This is a genomic window from Ruegeria sp. B1 (assembly GCF_056535885.1).
Window position 1 is genome coordinate 921,029 of sequence record NZ_JBQFJA010000001.1, and the last position, 21,700, is coordinate 942,728.

At 55.3% G+C, this 21,700-nt stretch carries 12 protein-coding genes and 2 pseudogenes; 6 read left to right on the forward strand and 8 right to left on the reverse strand.

Features of this window, described 5'->3' with window-relative positions; genetic code table 11:
- Positions 1-197: 197 nt before the first annotated feature.
- The 3 genes from ACR3ES_RS04400 to ACR3ES_RS04410 are packed head-to-tail and all read left to right on the forward strand — an operon-like array spanning position 198 to position 9,081.
- Positions 198-6,044, forward strand: coding sequence for a tandem-95 repeat protein (locus ACR3ES_RS04400; RefSeq protein ID WP_480426452.1), 5,847 nt, complete (start codon positions 198-200; stop codon positions 6,042-6,044).
- Positions 6,045-6,056: 12 nt separating this feature from the next.
- Positions 6,057-7,766 carry a type I secretion system permease/ATPase gene (locus ACR3ES_RS04405; RefSeq protein ID WP_480424911.1) on the forward strand — a complete coding sequence of 570 codons (1,710 nt, stop codon included), beginning with the start codon at positions 6,057-6,059 and terminating at the stop codon, positions 7,764-7,766.
- Between the two features lie 7 nt (positions 7,767-7,773).
- Positions 7,774-9,081, forward strand: a complete 1,308-nt coding sequence (locus ACR3ES_RS04410; RefSeq protein WP_480424912.1) for an HlyD family type I secretion periplasmic adaptor subunit — start codon at positions 7,774-7,776, stop codon at positions 9,079-9,081.
- A 108-nt stretch (positions 9,082-9,189) separates the two neighbouring features.
- On the opposite strand, the gene ACR3ES_RS04415 is transcribed toward ACR3ES_RS04410, so the two are convergent.
- From ACR3ES_RS04415 to ACR3ES_RS04425, 3 genes and pseudogenes are all read right to left on the reverse strand, one after another.
- The gene (locus ACR3ES_RS04415; protein WP_480424913.1) at positions 9,190-11,820 is read right to left on the reverse strand and encodes a S8 family peptidase; all 2,631 of its coding nucleotides are present in this window, start codon (positions 11,818-11,820) and stop codon (positions 9,190-9,192) included.
- A gap of 708 nt (positions 11,821-12,528) precedes the next feature.
- A pseudogene (locus ACR3ES_RS04420) lies at positions 12,529-12,673 on the reverse strand (IS6 family transposase); the annotation flags it as partial.
- Positions 12,674-12,988: 315 nt separating this feature from the next.
- Positions 12,989-13,549: a helix-turn-helix domain-containing protein gene (locus ACR3ES_RS04425; RefSeq protein WP_480425554.1), complete on the reverse strand. Its 561-nt coding sequence runs from the start codon at positions 13,547-13,549 to the stop codon at positions 12,989-12,991.
- 1,182 nt (positions 13,550-14,731) lie between these two features.
- On the opposite strand from ACR3ES_RS04425, the gene ACR3ES_RS04430 reads away from it, so the two are divergent.
- The gene (locus ACR3ES_RS04430) at positions 14,732-15,121 is read left to right on the forward strand and encodes a transposase (RefSeq protein WP_480473916.1); all 390 of its coding nucleotides are present in this window, start codon (positions 14,732-14,734) and stop codon (positions 15,119-15,121) included.
- A 55-nt stretch (positions 15,122-15,176) separates the two neighbouring features.
- Positions 15,177-15,377, forward strand: coding sequence for a hypothetical protein (locus ACR3ES_RS04435; protein WP_480424914.1), 201 nt, complete (start codon positions 15,177-15,179; stop codon positions 15,375-15,377).
- Between the two features lie 86 nt (positions 15,378-15,463).
- On the opposite strand, the gene ACR3ES_RS04440 is transcribed toward ACR3ES_RS04435, so the two are convergent.
- The 5 genes and pseudogenes from ACR3ES_RS04440 to ACR3ES_RS04460 all read right to left on the reverse strand — a co-directional run bounded on the left by ACR3ES_RS04440 (position 15,464) and on the right by ACR3ES_RS04460 (position 19,817).
- On the reverse strand, positions 15,464-16,099 hold the full coding sequence (locus tag ACR3ES_RS04440) for a sulfotransferase family protein (protein WP_480424916.1): 636 nt from the start codon (positions 16,097-16,099) through the stop codon (positions 15,464-15,466).
- A 339-nt stretch (positions 16,100-16,438) separates the two neighbouring features.
- A protein-coding gene (locus tag ACR3ES_RS04445) for an IS3 family transposase (RefSeq protein ID WP_480424917.1) occupies positions 16,439-17,565 on the reverse strand; the annotation gives its coding sequence in 2 pieces (ribosomal slippage) (positions 16,439-17,301 and positions 17,301-17,565; 1,128 coding nt in all).
- Between the two features lie 187 nt (positions 17,566-17,752).
- Positions 17,753-18,535 carry an IS3 family transposase gene (locus ACR3ES_RS04450; RefSeq protein WP_480424918.1) on the reverse strand — a complete coding sequence of 261 codons (783 nt, stop codon included), beginning with the start codon at positions 18,533-18,535 and terminating at the stop codon, positions 17,753-17,755.
- A 2-nt stretch (positions 18,536-18,537) separates the two neighbouring features.
- Positions 18,538-19,655: pseudogene (locus tag ACR3ES_RS04455) on the reverse strand (IS3 family transposase).
- A gap of 39 nt (positions 19,656-19,694) precedes the next feature.
- Positions 19,695-19,817 carry an AAA family ATPase gene (locus ACR3ES_RS04460; RefSeq protein ID WP_480424919.1) on the reverse strand — a complete coding sequence of 41 codons (123 nt, stop codon included), beginning with the start codon at positions 19,815-19,817 and terminating at the stop codon, positions 19,695-19,697.
- Positions 19,818-20,088: 271 nt separating this feature from the next.
- On the opposite strand from ACR3ES_RS04460, the gene ACR3ES_RS04465 reads away from it, so the two are divergent.
- Entirely contained in the window at positions 20,089-21,474 is a 1,386-nt protein-coding gene (locus tag ACR3ES_RS04465; RefSeq protein ID WP_480424921.1) for an IS1182 family transposase, read from the forward strand.
- Positions 21,475-21,700: the final 226 nt, after the last annotated feature.

Below are 21,700 nucleotides of genomic sequence, written 5' to 3' on the forward strand. Positions count from 1 at the left end.
TTCAGCGATCTGGATCCAGTGTTGGATGCGGGACGAATTGGCTGGACGTATTCGCGGTCAATCGCGCAGCGGAACCCAATCAGTAAAACTTTGGAACGTTAGCCAGTACAATAACAACAGGTTTTCACTCATCACTCACATGTACAGCATGCAAATGAGATCATCTCAATTGCTCACAGCTTGAATTGGATAAAGGAATGACCGTAATGAACAATGCACCCGTTCTGGCACTTGCATTGCCTCATCAGTTTTCAGCAGAAGATCAATCTGTGAGCTTTGTATTACCGGCCAATGCATTCACGGATGTTGATGGCGATGCGCTGACCTTAAGCGCGACGCTTGCGGATGGTGCGGCCCTGCCTGGCTGGTTGGAGTTTGATGCGGTTGCGGGGAGTTTCTCGGGCACACCGCCCCAGGACTTCAATGGAACAGTCAACGTGATGGTGACGGCCAGCGACGGGTCTCTTTCGGCCAGCGACACCTTTGTGCTTGATGTTACCCCGGTCAATGATGCACCTGTCGCGGCTGATGATACTGTTGATCCGAGTGAGTTCCTGGTCAATGACTTCACCGATGGCTCTCAAAGCGACCCGAGTGTTACCGCTCTCGCCAATGGCCATTTCGTCGTCACCTGGCAGTCTGATGATGGACAGCCGGGCGATACGTCTGAAACTGCCATCAAGGCCCGTATTCTCAATGAGAATGGTGTGGAGATTGTCAGTGAATTTCTGGTGAATGAGTCTACTAATGGTAGTCAATTGACCCCCAGCGTTACCGAGCTCGCCAATGGCCATTTCGTCGTCACATGGCCGTCCAATGATCAGGAGCAAGGGCATCCGTCTGGTTTTGACATCAAGGCCCGTATTTTTGATACGGATGGTAATGAGATTGTCAGTCAGTTCCCGGTCAATGAAGTTACCCATGACATGCAAGGCTGGCCGAGCGTGACAGCCCTTGCCAATGGCCATTTCGTCGTCACCTGGCATTCTCTTGACGGGCAGCAAGGGGATACGTCCAGTTCTGCCATCAAGGCCCGCATTTTCGATGCAAATGGCGATGAGATTGTCAGTGAATTCCTGGTCAATGAATACACCAATGACGCGCAACTATACTCGAGCGTTACAGCGCTCGCCAATGGCCATTTTGTCGTCACCTGGCATTCTTGGGACCAACAGCACGGGGATACGTCTTGGTCTGCCGTCAAGGCTCGTATTTTCAATGAGAATGGCGATGAGATTGTCAGTGAGTTCCGTGTCAACGAATTCATCAACTTCTGGCAAGAGGACCCGAGTGTGACAGCCCTCGCCAATGGGGGTTTTGTTGTCACCTGGGGGTCTCATGACCAGCAGCAAGGGGATGCGTCCGCTTCTGCCATCAAGGCCCGTATTTTCAATGAGAATGGCGATGAGATTGTCAGTGAGTTCCTGGTCAATGAATTCACCGATAGCTGGCAAGTATACCCGAGTATTACAGCGCTCACCAATGGCCATTTTGTTGTCACCTGGATGTCTGAGGACCAGCAGCAAGGGGATACGTCCGGTACTGCCATCAAGGCCCGCATTTTCAATGAGAATGGCGATGAGGTTGTCAGTGAATTCCTGGTCAATGAATTCACCAATGGCTGGCAACAGAACCCGAGTGTGACAGCCCTCGCCAATGGGGGTTTTGTTGTCACCTGGGAGTCTCATGACGGACAGCAGGGCGATGGGGACCTCGCCATCAAGGCCCGCGTTTTTGATGCGAACGGTGTTGCTCAAAGTCACAAGATTATCACAGAAGATGTTGTCACCCTGATTGAGACCGCCACGCTTCTGGCCAATGACAGCGATGTGGATGGCGATGCGCTGACGGTGATGGATGTGTCTCCGACGAGTGCACATGGCGCGGCCCTGACGCTGAACACAGACGACGGGACGATCAGCTATGATCCAACCGGCGCAGACGCTGTTCAGGCCCTGGCAGAGGGTCAGACCCTGACGGATACATTCACCTATACGGTCGAGGACGGTAATGGCGGGGAGAGCACCGCAAGTGTTTCCGTGGTTGTTCATGGAGCCAACGATGCGCCTGTTGTGGCGATTGTATTGCCTGATCAGTCTTCCGTGGAAGATGAGACCGTGAGCTTTGTGCTGCCGGCGAATGCGTTCACGGATGTGGATGGGGATGCGCTGACCTTGAGTGCGACACTTACGGATGGCACGGCCCTGCCGGACTGGCTGGTGTTTGATGCGGTTGCAGGGAGCTTCTCAGGCACACCGCCGCAGGATTTCAACGGCATAGTCAATGTACTGGTGACGGCCAGCGACGGGTCTCTTTCAGCAAGCGATGCCTTTGCGCTTGAGATTACCCCTGTCAACGATGCACCTGTCGCAGTTAACGATGTTGTGCAAAGTCCCACTCCGATCACCGAAGATGTTGTCACCTCAATTGATACCGCCACGCTTCTGGCCAATGACAGCGATGTCGACGGGGACGCACTCACGGTGACAGCGGTTTCTGCCACAAGTGCGCATGGTGCAGCCCTGACGCTGAACACTGATGGGACCATCAGCTACGATCCCACCGGGGCAGCTGATGTTCAGGCCCTGGCAGAGGGCCAGACACTTATCGACACATTTTCCTATGCGACCGATGACGGCAATGGCGGTGTGGGCGTCGCAACCGTTTCGATCATTGTGCACGGAACCAATGATGCCCCTGTTGTGGCACTTGCATTGTCCAATCAGGCTTCCGTGGAAGATGAGGCCGTGAGCTTTGTGCTGCCGGCGAACGCATTCACGGATGTGGATAGCGATGCGCTGACCCTGAGTGCGACACTTACGGATGGCACGGCCCTGCCGGACTGGCTGGTGTTTGATGCGGCTTCCGGCAGCTTCTCAGGCACACCGCCCCAGGACTTCAATGGCACATTGAGTGTCACGGTAACGGCCAGCGACGGGTCCCTGTCAGCCAGCGACACCTTCGCGCTTGAGATCACACCTGTCAATGATGCACCTGTGGCGGTTGATGATGCTGCGCAAAGTTCGACGCCAATCACAGAGGATGCTGTGACCCTGATTGATACCGCTACCCTCTTGGCCAATGACAGCGATGCCGAGGGAGATGCGCTCACGATGTCAGCTGTTGATGCCACGAGTGCACATGGCGCAGCCCTGACGCTGAACACCGATGGGACCATCAGCTACGATCCAACCGGTGCAGACGCTGTTCAGGCCCTGGCAGTGGGTCAGACCCTGACGGACACCTTCACCTATACCGTCGAGGACGGCAACGGCGGTGAAAGCACCGCAAGTGTTTCAATCATTGTGCACGGAACCAACGATGCTCCTGTCGCGGTTGATGATGTTGCGCAGAGCCCCACTCCTGTCAGAGAAAATGTTGTCACTTCGATTGATACCGCCACCCTCCTGGCCAATGACAGCGATGTCGATGGGGACGCGTTGATGGTGTCAGAGGTTTCGACCATGAGCACACAGGGGGCCATCCTGACGCTGAACGCCAACGGGACCATCAGCTATGATCCAAGAAACGCAGCTACTGTTCGGGCCCTGGAGAGGGACCAGACCCTGACGGATAGCTTCACCTATACGGTCAGTGACGGCAATGGCGGGGTGAGCACCGCAACAGTCTCCCTTGAGGTCATTGGAGCCAACGATGCGCCTGATTTGGGAGTTCCATTGGTCAACAAGTTTTCAACAGAAGATGAGGCTGTGAGCTTTGCGCTGCCAGAGGATGCATTTGAGGATCCAAATGGCGATGCGCTGACCTTGAGTGCGACGCTTGCGGATGGTTCGGCGCTGCCGGACTGGTTGATGTTTGATGCGGCTACGGAGAGTTTCTCAGGCACACCGCCGCAGGACTTCAACGGCACATTGAACATCATGGTGACGGCGAGCGATGGCTCACTTGCAACAAGCGAGACCTTCGCGCTTGAGATCACACCGGTCAATGATGCCCCGGAAGATCTCACCCTGACAGGTTCAGAGGTCCAGGAACAAGACGCCGGGGCCGTGATTGGCATGCTCTCGGTCAGCGATCCGGATGTCGGCGACACGATCACATATACTGTCGATGATGATCGCTTCGAAGTTCTGGGCGGCAACTTGAAACTGAAGGACGGTGAAAGCCTGGATTATGAGAGCGAAACTCAGGTTGTCCTCACGGTCACAGCCACGGATGCAGGTGATCTTGCGGTCAGTAAGACCTTCACGCTTGATGTCGGGGACGTTTACGATCCGGTCGTCAATGTGAGTGTCGTGCGTGGAGCAACATCGACCGTTGCAACGTTATCGGGCACCATGGATTACTACACGATGTCAACCGACAACGGTCTTATTGAACTGAATGCTCTCGGAGGAGGTGCAACGGTAGGCGGTGCTGACACGTTCCGCTTTGAAGATGATGGTGGCGAGTTTACCATCAGACTGCAAGCGGAACAGCGGGTCAGCGATGATCTGGGTACGGACACTATAAGCGCCTTCGTCCGTTCTACAGCTCTTGCCAATGGTGGCTATGTGGTCACCTGGACAAGTAGTCAGGCAGATGCTGCTGGCTTTGAGGTCCATGGCCGTGTGTTTTCTGCAAGTGGTACGCCTGTTGGCGATGAACTGGTGATTAATACGACGTCCTCCGGAGACCAGCAACTGTCTTCTGCAGCCGGTCTGAACGATGGCAGTTTCGTGGTGGTGTGGCAGTCGGGTGATCAGGATGGCTCAGGCCAGGGCATTTACGGCCAGCGCTTTGGTGCAAGTGGCGGACGCATCGGAGATGAGTTTCAACTCAACACCGAGACTGTCGGACATCAGAGCGTGCCTGACATTGCTGCTCTGAACGACGGGGGTTTTGTTGCCGTGTGGTATTCGGAGGGTCAGGATGGTGATCAGGGCGGCATCTTTGCGCAGCGCTTCAGCCAGGACGGCACACCATCGGGATCCGAGTTCCAGGTGAACACGCATACTGCAGGGGGACAGGACTGGCCGACTGTCACCGTGCTGACGGATGGGAGTTTTGTTGTCAGCTGGCAGTCTGAACTGCAGGATGGAGACCTGTTTGGTATCTATGGTCAGCGTTTCAACGCTGATGGAACCCCCCTTGGCGCGGAGTTCCTTATCAACACGCACACGGCAAACCATCAAGTCGAGCCTTCAATCACGGCGCTGGAAGACGGGGGCTTTGTCGTCACCTGGCAATCCGCTGATCAGGACGGCGCATTTTGGGGTGTCTATGGCCAAAAATACAATGCCGATGGCGCGGCAGAAGGTGGCGAATTCCAGATCAATACCGCCACGGAGTATAATCAATACTACGTTTCGGTATCCGGATTGCAAGGCGGTGGGTTTGTGGCAACTTGGACGTCTTATGGTCAGGATGGATCTGGTGCCAGTATTCATGGTCAGAGATACGCCGCTGACGGCTCAACAGTCGGCGGCGAGTTCCAGGTGAACACGCAGTGGGTCTATCACCACCAGATGTATTCCGATGTCGTAGGCTTGGAGAATGGCGGGTTTGCGGTCCAGTGGCATTCGTATGGCCAGATTAATACGCCTGACGGTTACGAGATCTATTCTCAGCGCTTTGATGCGGATGGCAACAAGGTTATCACGACGATCTTTGACGGCGGTGAGGGGGACGATACGCTGAATCTATCTGCAAGCAACAGCAACGAGACCCTCCTCGGCAGGACGGGGGACGATAGCCTCACGGGTGGCAGTGGTGAAGATGCGCTCTTTGGCCATGAGGGCATGGACACTCTCGCTGGCGGTGCTGGTAATGACCGTCTGACCGGGGGGCCGGGAGACGACATCTTCGTCTTTGATCCCGGTTTCGGCAAGGATGTTGTAACCGATTTTGCGGCTGGCGCTGCGACGGAGGATATCATCGAGTTCAGGGGTGTCACCAATCTGGCCTCCTATGCGGACGTCCTGAACAGTGCGGCGGATGACGGTACCGATACAACCATCACGTTGGATACGGACAACAGCATTGTCCTGAAGAATGTCGTCCTGTCGGATCTGTCCTCCGACGACTTCCGGTTTTACGCGTAACGACCACGACGCATGATGTCGCAAGCGCGTTCCCAGGAGGGGTGTGTTGCGGAGTGCCTTCAGGCCCTCCGTTCCACGCTCCTAGGCATTGGCCTGCTCAGCCTGCCGATCAATCTCCTGATGCTCACCGGGCCCCTCTTCATGCTGCAGGTGTATGACCGGGTGCTGGCGAGCGGTTCGGTGCCGACACTGATGGTGCTGGCTGGTTTGGCGGGCGGCATGTACATGTTCTATGGCCTCCTCGAGGGCATCCGCTCGCGCGTGCTGTTGCGCGTCGGTCAGCATCTCGATGCACAGCTGTCTGCAACAAGCTATGAATGCTCGATCGCGCTGCCGGTTCTGATGGGCCGCAAGGCGGAAACACTTGATCCGGTGCGCGATCTGGAAACCGTGCGGCAATTCCTCGTTGGACCCGGGCCGACAGCGATCTTCGATCTTCCCTGGATGCCGGTTTATTTGACCATCATCTATGTCTTTCACCCGACCCTCGGACTGGTTGCCATTGGGGGGGCGGTCTTCATTTGTATCCTGATCGGCCTGAACGAGATCGCATCCCGGAAACCGTCGGCAGACGCCAACCGACATGCCGTTCAACGCGCGGCCATTGTTGAACAGGGGAGGCGGAATGCCGAGGCCGTCCGGGCCATGGGCATGACCGCAACGCTGAAAGAGCAGTGGGAGGCGATCAATGGCACCTTTCTCACCAAACAGCGGCATGCCGCAGACATGGCGAACCTCTTTGGCACACTCACCAAATCCTTCCGCTTCATGCTGCAATCCGCCATGCTGGGCGTGGGTGCCTGGCTGGCCATTGGTCAGCAGATCACGCCTGGCATGATGATCGCGGCGTCCATTATAACGTCGCGGGCGCTGTCTCCTGTTGAGATGGCGGTCAGCCAGTGGCGCGGATTTGTGGCGGCCAGACAGGGGCTCAAGCGCCTGCGGGATGTCGTGGAAGGCCGCCCGGACGAGCCTGAGCGCCTGGAATTGCCATTGCCGTCCAAAACCCTGGCCCTGGACAATGTCGTTTCGGGTCCGGTCGGTCATCCGGTGCTTCAGAATGTCGGATTTGCGCTGGAGGCAGGGGACGGGCTCGGTGTGATTGGTCCCTCGGGGGCCGGTAAATCGTCGCTGGCACGGACCCTGGTTGGTGTCTATCCGGTGCTGCGCGGGTCACTCCGGCTGGATGGTGCGGATCTCTTCCAGTGGGCACCGGATCGGCAAGGTGCGTTCATTGGTTATCTGCCACAGGATATCCAGCTCTTTGCCGGAACCGTGGCCCAGAACATATCCCGCTTCCAGACCGATGCCGGTCCGGAAGATATCCTCCGGGCGGCAGAGCTTGCCGATGCGCAGGCGCTGATCACGTCGCTGCCGAATGGCTATGACACCGAGATTGGGCCGGGTGGCATCACCTTGTCCGGCGGGCAGATGCAGCGCGTCGCCCTGGCGCGCGCGCTTTATGGGACCCCGTTCCTGGTCGTCCTGGACGAGCCCAATTCCAATCTCGATTCCGAGGGCGAGACTGCGCTCACCAAAGCCATTGGCGCCTTGCGGGAGGCCGGATCGATTGTCATCGTCATTGCCCACAGGCCAAGCGCCCTGGCAGGCGTGGATACTGTCCTGTTCATGAAGGAGGGACGCGCCCAGGCCTTCGGGCCCAAGGAAGACATCCTGCAACAGGTTCTTGCTCAAAACCCCAAACCGGTGCGGGCCGTGTAGCGGCGGTATGAGCGAAACGGTCCAAACACTGCGTCGCAGCATCAGGCGGCATCTGTGGGGCGCGGGCCTGTTCTTCTGCGCGCTTCTGGCGTTCCTCATCGGCTGGTTTGCCTGGATGCAGATCTCCGGGGCGGTCATCGCGCCCGGTGCCATTGTGGTCGAATCCAATGTCAAAACCCTCAGACACAAGGAAGGGGGCATTGTCGCAGACATCTTTGTGCGAAATGGCGATGTGGTTCAGGCCGGCGACCTTCTTCTGCGGCTTGACGATGCGGTCACCCGTGCAAATCTTGCAGTTGTCCGTCAGCAGCTGGATGAACTGGTTGCGACGGAAGCACGCCTGATTGCGGAACGCGACAACGCGGCAGACATTGTCTTTCCGGAGAGTATCATCCGTCGTGCCTCTGACACGGAGATCTCCCGTATTCTGACAGGGCAGCGCCAGCTGAGGGAGGCACGACTGGCAGGATTGGTGGGGCGGACCGATCAACTCAACGAGCAAATCAATCAACTCGACAGCCAGATCGACAATCTCGAGGTTCAGGCGGAGGCCAAGGCAGAAGAGATCGGCTTGATCGATCTGGAGCTTGTCGGGCTCGAACAATTGCTGGAAAACAATTACGTCGCCACAAACCGGGTTCTGGCGGTGCGCAGGGACAAGACCCGCCTGCGCAGCGAGCACGGGGCGCTGCTGGCCGAAGCGGCCCGCACCGAACTGGAGATCAGCGAAAGGCGGATCCAGATCCTGCAATTGCAGGAAGACTACCGGGCCGAGACGCTCCAGCGCCTTCAGGAAACGCGCAGTGAGATTGCGCGCCTGGCAGAGCAGAAAGCGGCGTCTGTTGACCAGCTCTCGCGCATGGATATCCGGGCCCCAAGCTCAGGCTTTATCCATCAACTCAACGTGCACACGAGAGGCAGCTTCATCAGCCCGGCAGAGCCCATCCTGTTGATCGTTCCGAACGAAGATGCACTTATCATTGAAACGCAGGTCGCCCCGACAGATGTCGATCAGATCTTTGCGGGTCAGCAGGCGACCATTCGCCTGCCTGGTTTAAACCAGCGCACGACACCGGAATTGAAAGGTGAGGTTGTCACGGTTTCCGCGGAAACGAGCCTCGATGAGGCAACCGGACTGCGGTTCTTCACGGTGCGGCTCCGGTTTCTGGAGGGAGAACGGGAGAAGATAGGCGGCAACATCCTGATGCCAGGCATGCCGGTCGACGCGCTGATCCAGACCGGTGAGCGCACCATCCTGTCCTATCTGATCAAACCGATCCAGGATCAGATCGCCCATGCCATGCGCGAAGAGTAGACCCCAGGCAGGTGGTTCTTCGTAAGCGGAGCGATGATCGTCCGAAGACTTGCCTGGCTTTGGCGGCTGCGGCATGGCACCCAGTGATCGGGCTGCGCGTCCTTCGGCTCAAAACCTGTGACTGAGCGCAAACCCGATGTAGGGATTGGGGTCACCGCCCTGTGCGCGGTATCCGGCGCTCAACAGAAGATCCGGTCCGGCCGCCTCCGACGCGATCTGATAAGTCAGGCCAATATCGATCGGCCGCTCGGAAGATGTAATCTCCACGGTTTGAGAGGTTCTGGTCACGCCCGTGCTCTCTTGACCGGCCACGGCGGCCACCCTGTCTTGCGGGAGGTCGATTGAGATCTCGCCAGAGGAAATCTGGAGCGGACTGGAGACGGACAGGCGCATCGTGCCTGGAGTTCCCAGAAACTGCGCCTGGCTGATTGAGACTTCACCGGCACGCCCCATCAGGTTTTCGCCGCCAGTGACCAAGCCCGATTGTTGGAAATCGGTCCGGCTTTGCGTGCCCGATACTGTCAGGAGCGTGTCTTGCCCAACAGCAACAGACCCCGATATCGTCAGGAATGAGGTCGAACTGCGTCCGTCCTGACCCGCGGCGCCCATGAAACGGGATCCAAGGACGGTGCCGTGTTCTTCTATACGGCCGACCTGGGCAGAAAAGCCTGACCCATCCCTGTCTTTTGCGTCAAGCCCTATGCTGGTCCGTGAGAAGGCCTCCGTGGATGATCCGAAAGCATGGTCCGTCGTCAGCGCCAGCGCGTCTGTCAGCTGGACGTCATGCCCGAATGCGTAATCTTCTGTCAGAAGCCGTCCAAACGGATCTGCGTCTGGATCTATAGCACCGAAGTTTATCTCATAGGAGGACACATCCCCATCCACACGCATGCCTGTGCCGTGATCTGACCGCAGGAGTGTCAGGGTGTCGCTGGCCTGTACTTCGCTCACGAACGTGGGACGGGGGTCGGGCGCTGCAGCTTCGGAGACCAGGGCACTGGCGGCGAGTTCAAATCCGCGCGTATACGTATCTGCCACCATCAGGACCTGTCCTGCGAGGGCCTGGTTGAGGGCTGGCGCCAGAGCGCCGCTGGCGACGATGCCCGTTTCGGCAAGCGGCATCGCCTCGCCCTCGATGCTGTCGCCCTGGTAGACAACAAGCTCACCGGCAGGGAGCATGGCGTTGGCCAGATTAAGCAGGCCCTGCCCGTAGATCGGGTCAACACCCGGCTCACCGCGATCATCGGCTGAGTCGAACAAAATCTGAGCGATTTCGGGGGCTGTCAGGTCTGGCCACTGGCTCTTCAATACGGCATAGGCTCCAGTGACGTATGCGGCGGCATAGGACGTTCCACGCAAATGAGCGATGCCGGTGCCGTTGGGGATTCTCAGGATATCCACGCCTGGCGCAGCGAGGCAAAAATCCTGTGCGAGGCCACAGCGGTTGGAGAAGTCCGCTATGTTTTTGTCTTCATCCACCGCGACGACGGCGATGAAGTGGTCCTTATATTTGGGCAGGACAACTGGAATGCCTGCATTGACTGAAACTTCGGGCAGGCCGCTGTTTCCTGCACCAAAAACGATCATCAAGTCATTTTCTACCTTTATAGCTTCATCCAGGGCATCGATGGTATCGTTTCCAAGAAATCTTTCAAGCCGATCGCGATTCTCGTCCCGAGAGAAAATTGGATTTGTAAAACCAATGATTGTGTGTGTGACTTCGATGCCATTGTCTATCACGGTCTCACTCCAGCTGTTGTTCATGACATGCGCATCGGCCGCGATTGCGCGGTTAATGGCATCAGGCCATGTAGTTCTAGCAGACGTCCTGTTAATTCCTTTGAAGATGACAAGTTCCGAGGCAAAGGCAACGCCGTGCAGGCCTTGCCCGTCTTTCCTGGCTGCAGCGATGCTGGAAACGTACGTGCCATGAGGGTTAGCGTTAACGTTAGAAATATCGTCGGGGTCACCGACATAGGAGTGGCTGTGTTCAAAGTCGATTTTATTGTCGACGCCTGGAAGGGGGGCGAATTCTGGACTGTCGACATCGATGCCACTGTCCAGGATGGCAATCTTTACACCTTGTCCGCGTCCGCCTTTTGCGTAGCGTTCATCGGCGCCAATCAGAGATAGGCCACGGTTTTCCTCGAATTCCGGGGTTCGGTAGTAGGTGGGATCGTTAGGTCCGGGGCCTGGATCGATTGGATCAACTGGATCGACCGGATCAATGGGGTTAGGTGATGGGTTGGGACCGGGGCCCGGGTTTGGAGTGCCGGGACCTGGGCTTGGATTTGGACTGGGGTTTGGAGAAGGTGATGGGCTGGGACCTGGGTTTGGAATACCGGTGCCTGGATTTGGGCCGGAGCCTGTCTCAGAGTCTCCACCACCACCGCCTGCGAGAGAAGCTGCGAGCCCAACTGCGGCGAGCCCAAGGGCGATCGAACCAATTCCGAAGGTCTCCCCTGTGCTTAGCTCCGAAAGAGAAAAACTACGGGTGTCTGGTGCCCGGTCTAAGGTTTGGTTGAGGTAGTCCTCCATAATCGCTGGTCGGCTCAGGAGGATGTACTTGCGTGCATCCTCGAAGGTTGATGGATCGCGCGCATGCTCACTGACGAGGAATTGCAAGGCCTGTTGATTTGAATAGGAGGTGAGTTGATCCGAGTAGATACTCGCCGCGACGGAGGTGGCAAAGGTGACAATGGCCGTCGTGGTCAGGGCTAACGTCTTAAACAGGCGCATGATGATTGCTATTCTTTAGCTGTTAGATTGTAACTGCTTGGTTGCGACCGCGCGCCGTTGATACCGATGAACCGCCCGACCCACCCGGCTCGCAAGTAACAGGCTGAATGTATTGCGGATATTGAGGATTGCTGACCGATCATTCGGTGGGCAATCAGTTCGTTTCCTGCCCAACTTTAGAACCCAGTTACTGTATTGGGAAATACTCCGATCCTATGTTTGAATAGCCACCAGCTATGGTGAGCCTATGCCTGTCACGCTTTCATTTTGCCAACACGGCCTAACCAGACAGTCGCTCAGTCGTAGCAAAAGCTCATTAGGGCCCGCTCACCAGCCACTTGCCACCTGATTTCTAAATGTCCGGAATGCGTGGTCTGCGACTTGCCTGCACCGGCAAAGTCCCAGATGCTGTTGAAGGCCTGATAAGGGCTCAAACTGCTACCCTTGATGTGACAACTGTATAGAGTTTCTCTCGGGCGCTCAGTCTCAACAAGATTTGCTGCACAGTTGAATGGGGTTCAGTTCGAATTGGGGCTGATCTAGCCCTCTACCACCCGTTCCACTTCACTTTCAGTTTTTACAGCATTCTCAAACCACAAATCGGACACAAATTTTAGAACCGAAAATCTTCGAGACGGGAAAGACCGGGCAGATTCAGTATGTTAATTGGCTTTGCCGCTCGGAGCAAAGGAACAACCTGACACTGCCGTTCACAGTAGCGTGGTCAACCAATACACCGCGTTCGACCATGATCTCTTCTAAATCGCGGTAGAACATCGTGTATCCCAGACAGAAATACACGGCCCTCAAAACTGATATCCTTGAGGAAATGGCAGCTTGTCAGGTAGGTCATGCTGAAACCTGTTCCAGCAGTGTTCAACAAGTACAAACGTCAGATCTCACATACGCGTCAAGAAGGTCCTGAAGTATTGCGACACATCCGGCTTGCGCCCGTTTGAGGAGCGTGTATTGCAAGAGTGAGGCGCTCAAAGAATGCTCATTCCTCGTCCAACATCAGGTTTCACGCCAGGCAGGTCTTCGTTGCAGTTGCCAGCCTGAATTAACCCAAACAGCAGTATGAAGCCCTATTTAGAATACGGCCACGCGAAGTTTGTCGCACTTGCTTCCGCTGGCACGGCGAACTTTCTTGATCCGGAGTTTTCTTCGGTCAGGGTGAGTGTTCCTGTCTGTAGTCCTTGGGTGACAATTCAAATTCCCTTTGGAACGCCCGGGTGAAAGACTGTCTTCCTGAGAAACCGACGCTATATGAAAGAGCCTCAATATTTTTGCCTTTACCAGATCTAATAAGTTCTGCCGCCTTCCTGACCCTTGTTTTTTGGACTAACTTTTGAGGTGAACCTATTCTACGACAAAGTCGAAATAGCGTCGCCCGAGACATACCGGTCGCCATAGCCAAATATTCAGGTGTCAGGCTTTGTTCACTGTAGTGCGTTTCAATGTAGCTGAGCACCACGCTTAGCCTGGATTGACCTGGTATTTCCGTGCTGTCCAAATCTCGAATCATTTGGAAACGTATTGTGTCGATAGTAAGCTGGCGAAGATGGCCAAGCATTTGAGCAGCTTCTGTATCGGAGGCTGATTTAAGTTCTTGAAAAATGCACGGTATCAACTGACGCAGCGTATTGGAAAGTGAACTATTGCGAATTATTTCGCCGCTTTGGGTGTGGATGAAGGGAAGTTCACCCAATACATCGCTGCGGTTCAACACCAGATTCAAGCTCTGAAACCTGGACAAGTCTGAAAAAAAGGGCGCTGAAAATCAATAATTCTCAGATCTTGAGGTTCAGTAACACTAGTGTTGTTTCCAAAGACGGCTGCAGTATCCCTTCCAGCCATGCGGTAGTGTAATGACAACCGATCCGACTTCGCAGTCGCCTTAGATTCTTCGGTCACACGAACTTGGAATGGATTCCCGAAAGTTGTGCTCTCCAAGGCAATGTTTGGAGCACTATAGCGCTGCACTTTAAACTCGAACGGTGATTTTGTGGGTTCTCGTCGCTCCACGAGCATTCCGCACATAGGCGCGAGTTCCTCACGCAAAAACTCAAACTGGTCTGAAGACCGCCACGCGATCGAGTCCAGAGTGAACGAGTTTATAACTCCCTGGCGTGTCATTTTCGGTCGCTTTCCCACAGCTCCAAGCGTTTTAGGCTGCTTAGCAATCTAAGGTTGCAACAAGTATTCGGGTTTTCCCGTAGAAAATCACAGAAGTAGGCAATCTTCCGTTCAGGGTCAGGAAACTTAGCAAAAACCTGCCGATCTGACACTTGTATGTGAAACGCAGGTAGCGCTTGAGAAATTCGGGGGCCGGTGTTGTCATGAGTAGAAGTCGGGGATTGTAAGCTTTTTTAGCATTGCGATCGAAGAGCACTGGACTTGCAGCGGTCGTTTATGCGGTTTTTGCGGGAACAGCCTGATAATACGCACAGCCTGCAGATTGGTCCACATCGCTTTGGCAAGAGTTTTTCGTTGTGCATTTGCACCATTACCGGAAACTCACCGGTGAGAAAAAAACTTAAGGCACTTTTAGTGATAATCGCGCCTGAGGGAACGCATACGGAAATGAAATCAGCAGTATTGCGGCTATATTGAGGGCTGTTTTATGAACCGGTGCCAATATTGGCCGGATCAAGGAGGCTTAATGGTTCCCTTAAGCACGCTTATGTCTGAGGTTGAAGTCGTTACGGACGGTGGTTGTCGTCGCCAATGTCCTGCTTCCGGGGGACCTTCAGCCCGTCATGACTCTTACGGAAACCCACAAGCTTCTTTGCGACCAAAATCCGCATCCGGTTTGACGGTGGAACTATGGGAGCCCATTCAGTGCGCGGACGGATTTGATGACCAGCCCGGGTAAAAAACGGCCGCGTCGCAGGATGAAGTTTGCATGCGTATGATGACTGTGCCCAGTGTCGGTCCTATTGCTGCATTGACCTTCAAATGGGCAATTGATGATCCGACCAGGTTTAAAAAGTCTAGAACGGTGGTCGCGCACTTTGGACTCACACCGAGGCGGTATCAGTCCGGCGAGCACGATAACCCGGGCCGTATCTCCAAAGCAGGGGATGGAAATATACGATCAACTCTCTATGCAGCGGCCAATGCACTGCTCATGCAGAACGTTGGCGGATCGCAGATCAAATCGTGGAGACTGCGCCTCGTGCGAACAAAGTGCAGACGCCGCGCTGTGGTTGCCGTCGCCCGCAAACTTGCTGTTATCCTGAATCGGATGTTGGTCGAAGGCACCAATTTCCGTCAGGAACAGGTGGGAGAACAGGTATGAAGCCGTGGTCCACCAATTTACCTGACGGGATCGTCCCTCCGGACGAGGTGTGTGGATGAAGCTGAAAAAGCCTGCTGCGCAACTTGAAGTGCGACAGAGAGCGAGGCTCTCCATAGCCAATCAGACACATGCAAACAGCGGCGCAATTAACAACGCCAAACCAGACTGCGAAGAGAAGTGTGACCCGGATGAGCGACAAAAACCCCCAAAAAGAAAGGAAAACGAGCTTGACCTGAACACCCAATTTGAGAAGTAGGTTTTGCATGTTCGGTATCGTCTCTCCGCCGATCACCCAGCGGATCATGCAGGCAAAAGACGCTGCGGCTTCATCCAAGAAACTCCTTAGCCCAACTTTGACTTCATGAGCGCCCAAAAGTCCTCCCTGCTGTTGTTATGCGGAAAAGGTTCATTAGGGATGGGTACGTCCAGAAATGCGCAAAGCGGTTTCCAGCCCTCAGTCACGTCGAAAATGAGAACCCTCTCTTGGGCTGGATAGCATCGCACGTCCGCTTCACGCTTTTCGAAGGCCTGCAACGCTGCGGATTTGTCATCGTGAGATGATCCAAAGGTCTGCTTCGCGATCATCTCGTTGATCAATTCAGGCACAGTGCGAATTTGCTCCGTTCCGTCTGATGTACCTTTCATACCAATGACCTTGCCCACAGTCGATGAAAAGCTTGTCCACCACTGTTCCGGTGCGCGCGTTGTATGAATGATCTTAGCCTCAGGGAATGCGTCAGCCAATTGCTCCCAATAATGTGCCGCAGGCCAATCGACAGCACTGCTATATCCATCAAACGCCACTGACCAGTCGACATCATCTCCTCTCACCGCTTGCCGCCAAACTGGAAGCTGGTCGGGGTTTGCGATGACTTCGTCCATATGATGACAAGGCCCAACGCCGAGTTTGTTCAACGCGGCTTTCAAAGACATCGTGCCGGTTCTACCGAAGCCTGACCCTATTATCGAAAGTGGCATATTGTTTTCTCGCGTATTAAACTGTGCAATCAATCCCTAGATGAAGTGTCTATATGCATACTACTCCAGATTGTGTGCCGTGCAAACTGGAAATCGAGATTGAAGCGGTGGTTCAGCTGCCCTATTAAACCGACCGGAGACGAGTTGTGTGGTGACGATAGCGGACATTTGGGTCTTAAACTAAGATATCCACTTAGCAGACATCCGCGCTCCTTAGTGTGAGCAATTCGGCAGGATTGTCGCCGCCACAAATGTCTTAGTTACCACCACGCCGCAGGAAATCTCAAAGAACACTCCGAAGCTATTGATCAGCCCCATTTGTGTGGTCCAATTTGATTGTTAGTGCATGACCGGCCTTTGGTCCATTTGAACGATGGTTTCCGGGGCCGGCGGTTTATATCCCAGAGCACTGTGAGGGCGTTTTGTGTTGTAGTGTTTCCTCCATTCTTCGATCAAAATCTGCGCTTCTCTTAGACAGTAGAAGACTTCTCCATTCAGGAACTCATCTCTGAACCGCGCATTGAAACTTTCACAGTAACCGTTCTCCCATGGGCTGCCTGGCTCGATGTATGCGGTCTTTGCTCCAACTGCATTGATCCAGTCTTGCACCGCCACGGCAATGAACTCAGGGCCATTGTCGGAGCGAATGTAGCTTGGCACACCGCGCATGATGAACAGGTCACTCAGCACGTCGATGACATCGCTGGAGTTCAGCTTGCGGTCCACACGGATCGCCAAGCACTCCCGGCTGTACTCATCAATGACGTTGAGCGTGCGGAATGCCTTTCCGTCATCCGTTCGACAATGCACGAAGTCATAGCTCCAGACGTGGTTTCGATGCTCCGGCCGCAGCCGAACACACGATCCATCATTTAACCAGAGCCGCCCCTTCTTTGGTTGTTTCATTGGCACTTTCAGCCCCTCCCGACGCCAAAGCCTCTCGACGCGCTTGTCATTCACCTGCCAGCCCGCATCTCTCAGCAAAGCCGCGATCCGGCGATAACCGTAGCGGCCATACTGGCGGGCCAATTCTATCATGTCCGCCACCAGGCGCTTCTCGTCAGTTCGACCTTTCGGCAGCTTTCGCTGTGTGGATCGGTGCTGTTTCAGGACGCGACACGCCCGGCGTTCTGAGACACGCAGTTTGTGGCGCACATGGTTGATGCAGGCACGGCGACGGGCGGGGCTCAGTAGTTTCCCTTGGCCGCCTCCGTCAGGATCAGTTTGTCCAGGGTAAGATCCGAGACGGCCTTTCGAAGACGCTCATTCTCTTTTTGAAGGCGCTTAAGTTCCTTCAATTGATCCGTACCCATTCCGCCGTACTTCTTCCTCCAGCGATAATAGGTCTGTTCAACAACACCAATCTGCCGGATCGCATCCAGACGGGACATGCCTTGCCCCATCAATATCTCAACCTGCCGCAACTTCGAGACAATCTCTTCCGGCTTCGGTCGCTTGTTCGCCATGTGGTTCCTCCATTTTCTTAACCATAACGGCGGACCACTTCAGAGGGGGAGGATCAGTTGAAGCGTTTCGGGTTCATCGAAGGCGAGAAGGCAATCGAGCGCGAAGCTCGCTTTTTCTGCACTTCTTAGAAGCCCAAATAGCTCTGCTTCGAGATCTTCGCCGGAAAGCCCGTGTCCAGCCCCAATTCTATGGGCCAGTTTTGAGCAAGGTTTCTGGAACGGGCGGTCGCATGTTTAGAGCCTGATGGGGTCTGACACGATTGTACTGTCTAAGCCAGGTATTGATGACGATCTGAGCCTGTTTGGTGGTGTGGAACCATTCTGCGTTGAGGACTTCCCGGCGCAGAGTGCCATTGAAGCGCTCGTTGTATCCATTCTCCCAAGGTGATCCCGGGTAGATTTGGATCGGCTTAATGCCCACCTTTCTTAACCAGGTCTGCAGGGCCGTTGCGATGAACTCCGCGCCGTTGTCGGAACGGATGTGTTCGGGCTTCCCGTGCCGCAATAAGAGTGGGTAGAGCGCATCCAGCACGTCTGCGCTGTTCATCTTCGGCTTGACCGCTACGCAGAGCGCCTCACGGGTATACTCATCCAGCACCGTCAGCATCTTGTAGCTCTGTCCGTTGCTCAGCTTGTCGTGGACAAAGTCAATGCTCCAGATGTGATTGGGATGTTGCGGTCGGAGCCGGATGATCGAGCTGTCCTTGTGGTACAGCCGTTTGCGTTTCTTGTGCCGTTGTGGGAGCTGCAAGCCTTCTTCGCGCCATAGTCGTTCGATCTTTTTATGATTGACTGCCCAGCCTTCGACACGCAGCAGCTCGGCGACCTTGCGGTAGCCGTAGCGCCCATACCGTTTGGCCAATCGGATCATCGCCAGACGTAACGCCTCATCATCCTTTGGCGCTGCGCGGTATTGCAGCGTGCTCCGCGCCAATCCAATCACGCGACAGGTGCGCCTGTCCAGCCCCAATTCTATGGGCCAGTTTTGAGCAAGGTTTCTGGAACGGGCGGTCGCATGTTTAGAGCCTGATGGGGTCTGACACGATTGTACTGTCTAAGCCAGGTATTGATGACGATCTGAGCCTGTTTGGTGGTGTGGAACCATTCTGCGTTGAGGACTTCCCGGCGCAGAGTGCCATTGAAGCGCTCGTTGTATCCATTCTCCCAAGGTGATCCCGGGTAGATTTGGATCGGCTTAATGCCCACCTTTCTTAACCAGGTCTGCAGGGCCGTTGCGATGAACTCCGCGCCGTTGTCGGAACGGATGTGTTCGGGCTTCCCGTGCCGCAATAAGAGTGGGTAGAGCGCATCCAGCACGTCTGCGCTGTTCATCTTCGGCTTGACCGCTACGCAGAGCGCCTCACGGGTATACTCATCCAGCACCGTCAGCATCTTGTAGCTCTGTCCGTTGCTCAGCTTGTCGTGGACAAAGTCAATGCTCCAGATGTGATTGGGATGTTGCGGTCGGAGCCGGATGATCGAGCTGTCCTTGTGGTACAGCCGTTTGCGTTTCTTGTGCCGTTGTGGGAGCTGCAAGCCTTCTTCGCGCCATAGTCGTTCGATCTTTTTATGATTGACTGCCCAGCCTTCGACACGCAGCAGCTCGGCGACCTTGCGGTAGCCGTAGCGCCCATACCGTTTGGCCAATCGGATCATCGCCAGACGTAACGCCTCATCATCCTTTGGCGCTGCGCGGTATTGCAGCGTGCTCCGCGCCAATCCAATCACGCGACAGGTGCGCCGTTCAGAGGTTGCCAGCTTTTGTCGGGTATGCATCACGGCCTGACGAAGCTGGTCTGCCGTCAGGCCTTCGGCTTTAGATAATCAAGGCTCTCCTTGAGAATGAGCTTGTCCAGTTCAAGCTCGGCCACGATCTTCTTGAGCCGATCATTCTCTTTCTGCAGTGCCTTCAGATTGGCCATCTCAGATCGTCCCATCCCACCAAACCGCTTGCGCCATGTGTAATAGGTCGCATCACTGACACCAGCCGTTCTGCACGCCGTCGCGACATCCGAACCAGATGCCAGGCCCAGCTCAATCTCGCGCAAAAGCCGCAGAATATCTTCGTCCGAATACCGTTTCCGCGCCATCAATCCCGTCTCCAAAACTAAGCCAACTGTGGCACAGTTTTAGGGGGCCAAGACATTGCCACTATTGTTCGCGCCGACGAACAGAGTGCGCTTTTGATCAAGGTCGATGCGAGTTGACTTGAGTTTTCGGAAGTTCCGCAATTCAATAAAATCGAGCTTCATTTTGCGTTTCGCAATCTAAAATCTATTTTCTAGCCACGGCACAACCCTATGCCGAGCAGAAAAAGCGGGATAGAGCTTTCTTCACTGGGAACCAGTTTCCAGGGTACCCCGGCGGGCCATCCTGCCGAATGGCGGCTTTACGCTGCCGGAAAGCCATCTATCGCGTTCGCAGCGAATGACTGGAGTCCGCCCATGCTGTTGAAGAACTCTGTGTTGCAGTGCGGCAAGTCGTTTGATTCACTTGATTTATCGAGATTGGGAGGATCGGGCGATGATGGGCATTCAAAAGGTTGAAGCGCAGCTGTTCTATGAGTTCGATTTGGACGCACATGTGCCGCCTAATCACGTATTGAGAGAGATTGACCGTTTCCTCGACATGGGCGACATGCGGGAGAGGCTGAAGCCCTTTTACAGCCACACGGGCCGCCCTTCGATCGATCCCGAGCTGATCGTCCGGATGCTGGTGATTGGTTATGCGATGGGCATTCGGTCCGAACGACGACTGTGCCAGGAGGTGCATCTCAATCTTGCGTATCGCTGGTTTTGCCGGCTCGGTTTGGAGGACAAGGTGCCGGATCATTCATCGTTCTCGCGGTGCCGCCATGGCAAGCTTCGGGAAAGCGACATGCTGCGCCATATCTTCGAGGCGACGGTGGAGCGCTGCCTGAAGGAGGACCTCGTGTCAGGCGAAGGCTTTGCTGTCGACGCCAGCCTGATACCGGCGGATGCCAACAAAGCCCGTTCCATTGCGGCTAAGGACTGGAGCGAAGACGTCGCTCGAGCTGCGGGCAATCGCGCGGCCAGAGAGTACCTTGAAACGCTAGACGATGCGGCCTTCGGTGCAGCCTCGCCGGTACAACCTAAGTTCGTCGCCAAGTCGGATCCGGCAGCTCAGTGGACCCGAGCTGAGGAAAGTCGTCCCTACTTTGCCTATGCCACGAACCACCTGATCGACACAAAAAGCTCAGTCATCATGGATGTTGAAGCCACGCGGGCGATCCGACAGGCCGAGGTGGGTGCCTCGCAAACAATGCTGGATCGCACTGAACAGCGCTTCGGCATCCGGCCGGATTGGCTTGCCGCGGACACGGCCTATGGATCCAGCGACAACTTGGGGTGGCTGGTCAAGAAACGCGGCATCATCCCCTTCATTCCAGTGATCGATCATTCGAACCGCAAGGACGGCGCATGGACCCGTTTTGAGTTTGAATACGACGAGGCCAACGACCAATACATTTGCCCCGAAGGTTTCGCATTGAAGCAGTTCCGCCGGAATTACTCCGATCCCAATCGCGACAAGAACATCCGCGGCACCCGAAAGTATCGCGCTCTAAAATCCGATTGTCAGGGGTGCCCATCGAAAGAGAAGTGCTGCCCCAATGCGATCTGCAGATCGATCAGCCGGGAAGAGCACGAGGACGCCCGGGACTTCGCGCGATCGAGCCGGAAGACGAAAGCCTACAAGGTCAGCCGTGACAAACGGAAGAAAGTTGAGATGCTCTTCGCGCATCTGAAACGCATCCTGAACCTGACCAGGTTGCGATTGCGCGGCCCGAACGGGGCAAAAGATGAGTTCCTGCTCGCTGCCATCGCACAGAACCTCAGAAAGCTCGCCAAGCTCAGGCCCAGGACCGCCCAAACGGAGGCCATGGGATGATCTGACCCGCCAAATCAGCCCATTTGCGAGACGACTGGGCCAGCGTCCGGACCAAACAACTCGCGCTGGTTCTCCAGCGATAATCTGGCAGTCAATTGCACCGAGTTCTTCAACAGAATCCGCCCAATTTGACAGAAATAACAACGAGTTGAAAGCACCGAGGGTCGCTGCCTGATCATGATCCGAGTGCCCCGGCGTTAGAGCATGGGAGTATGCCATGAACGTG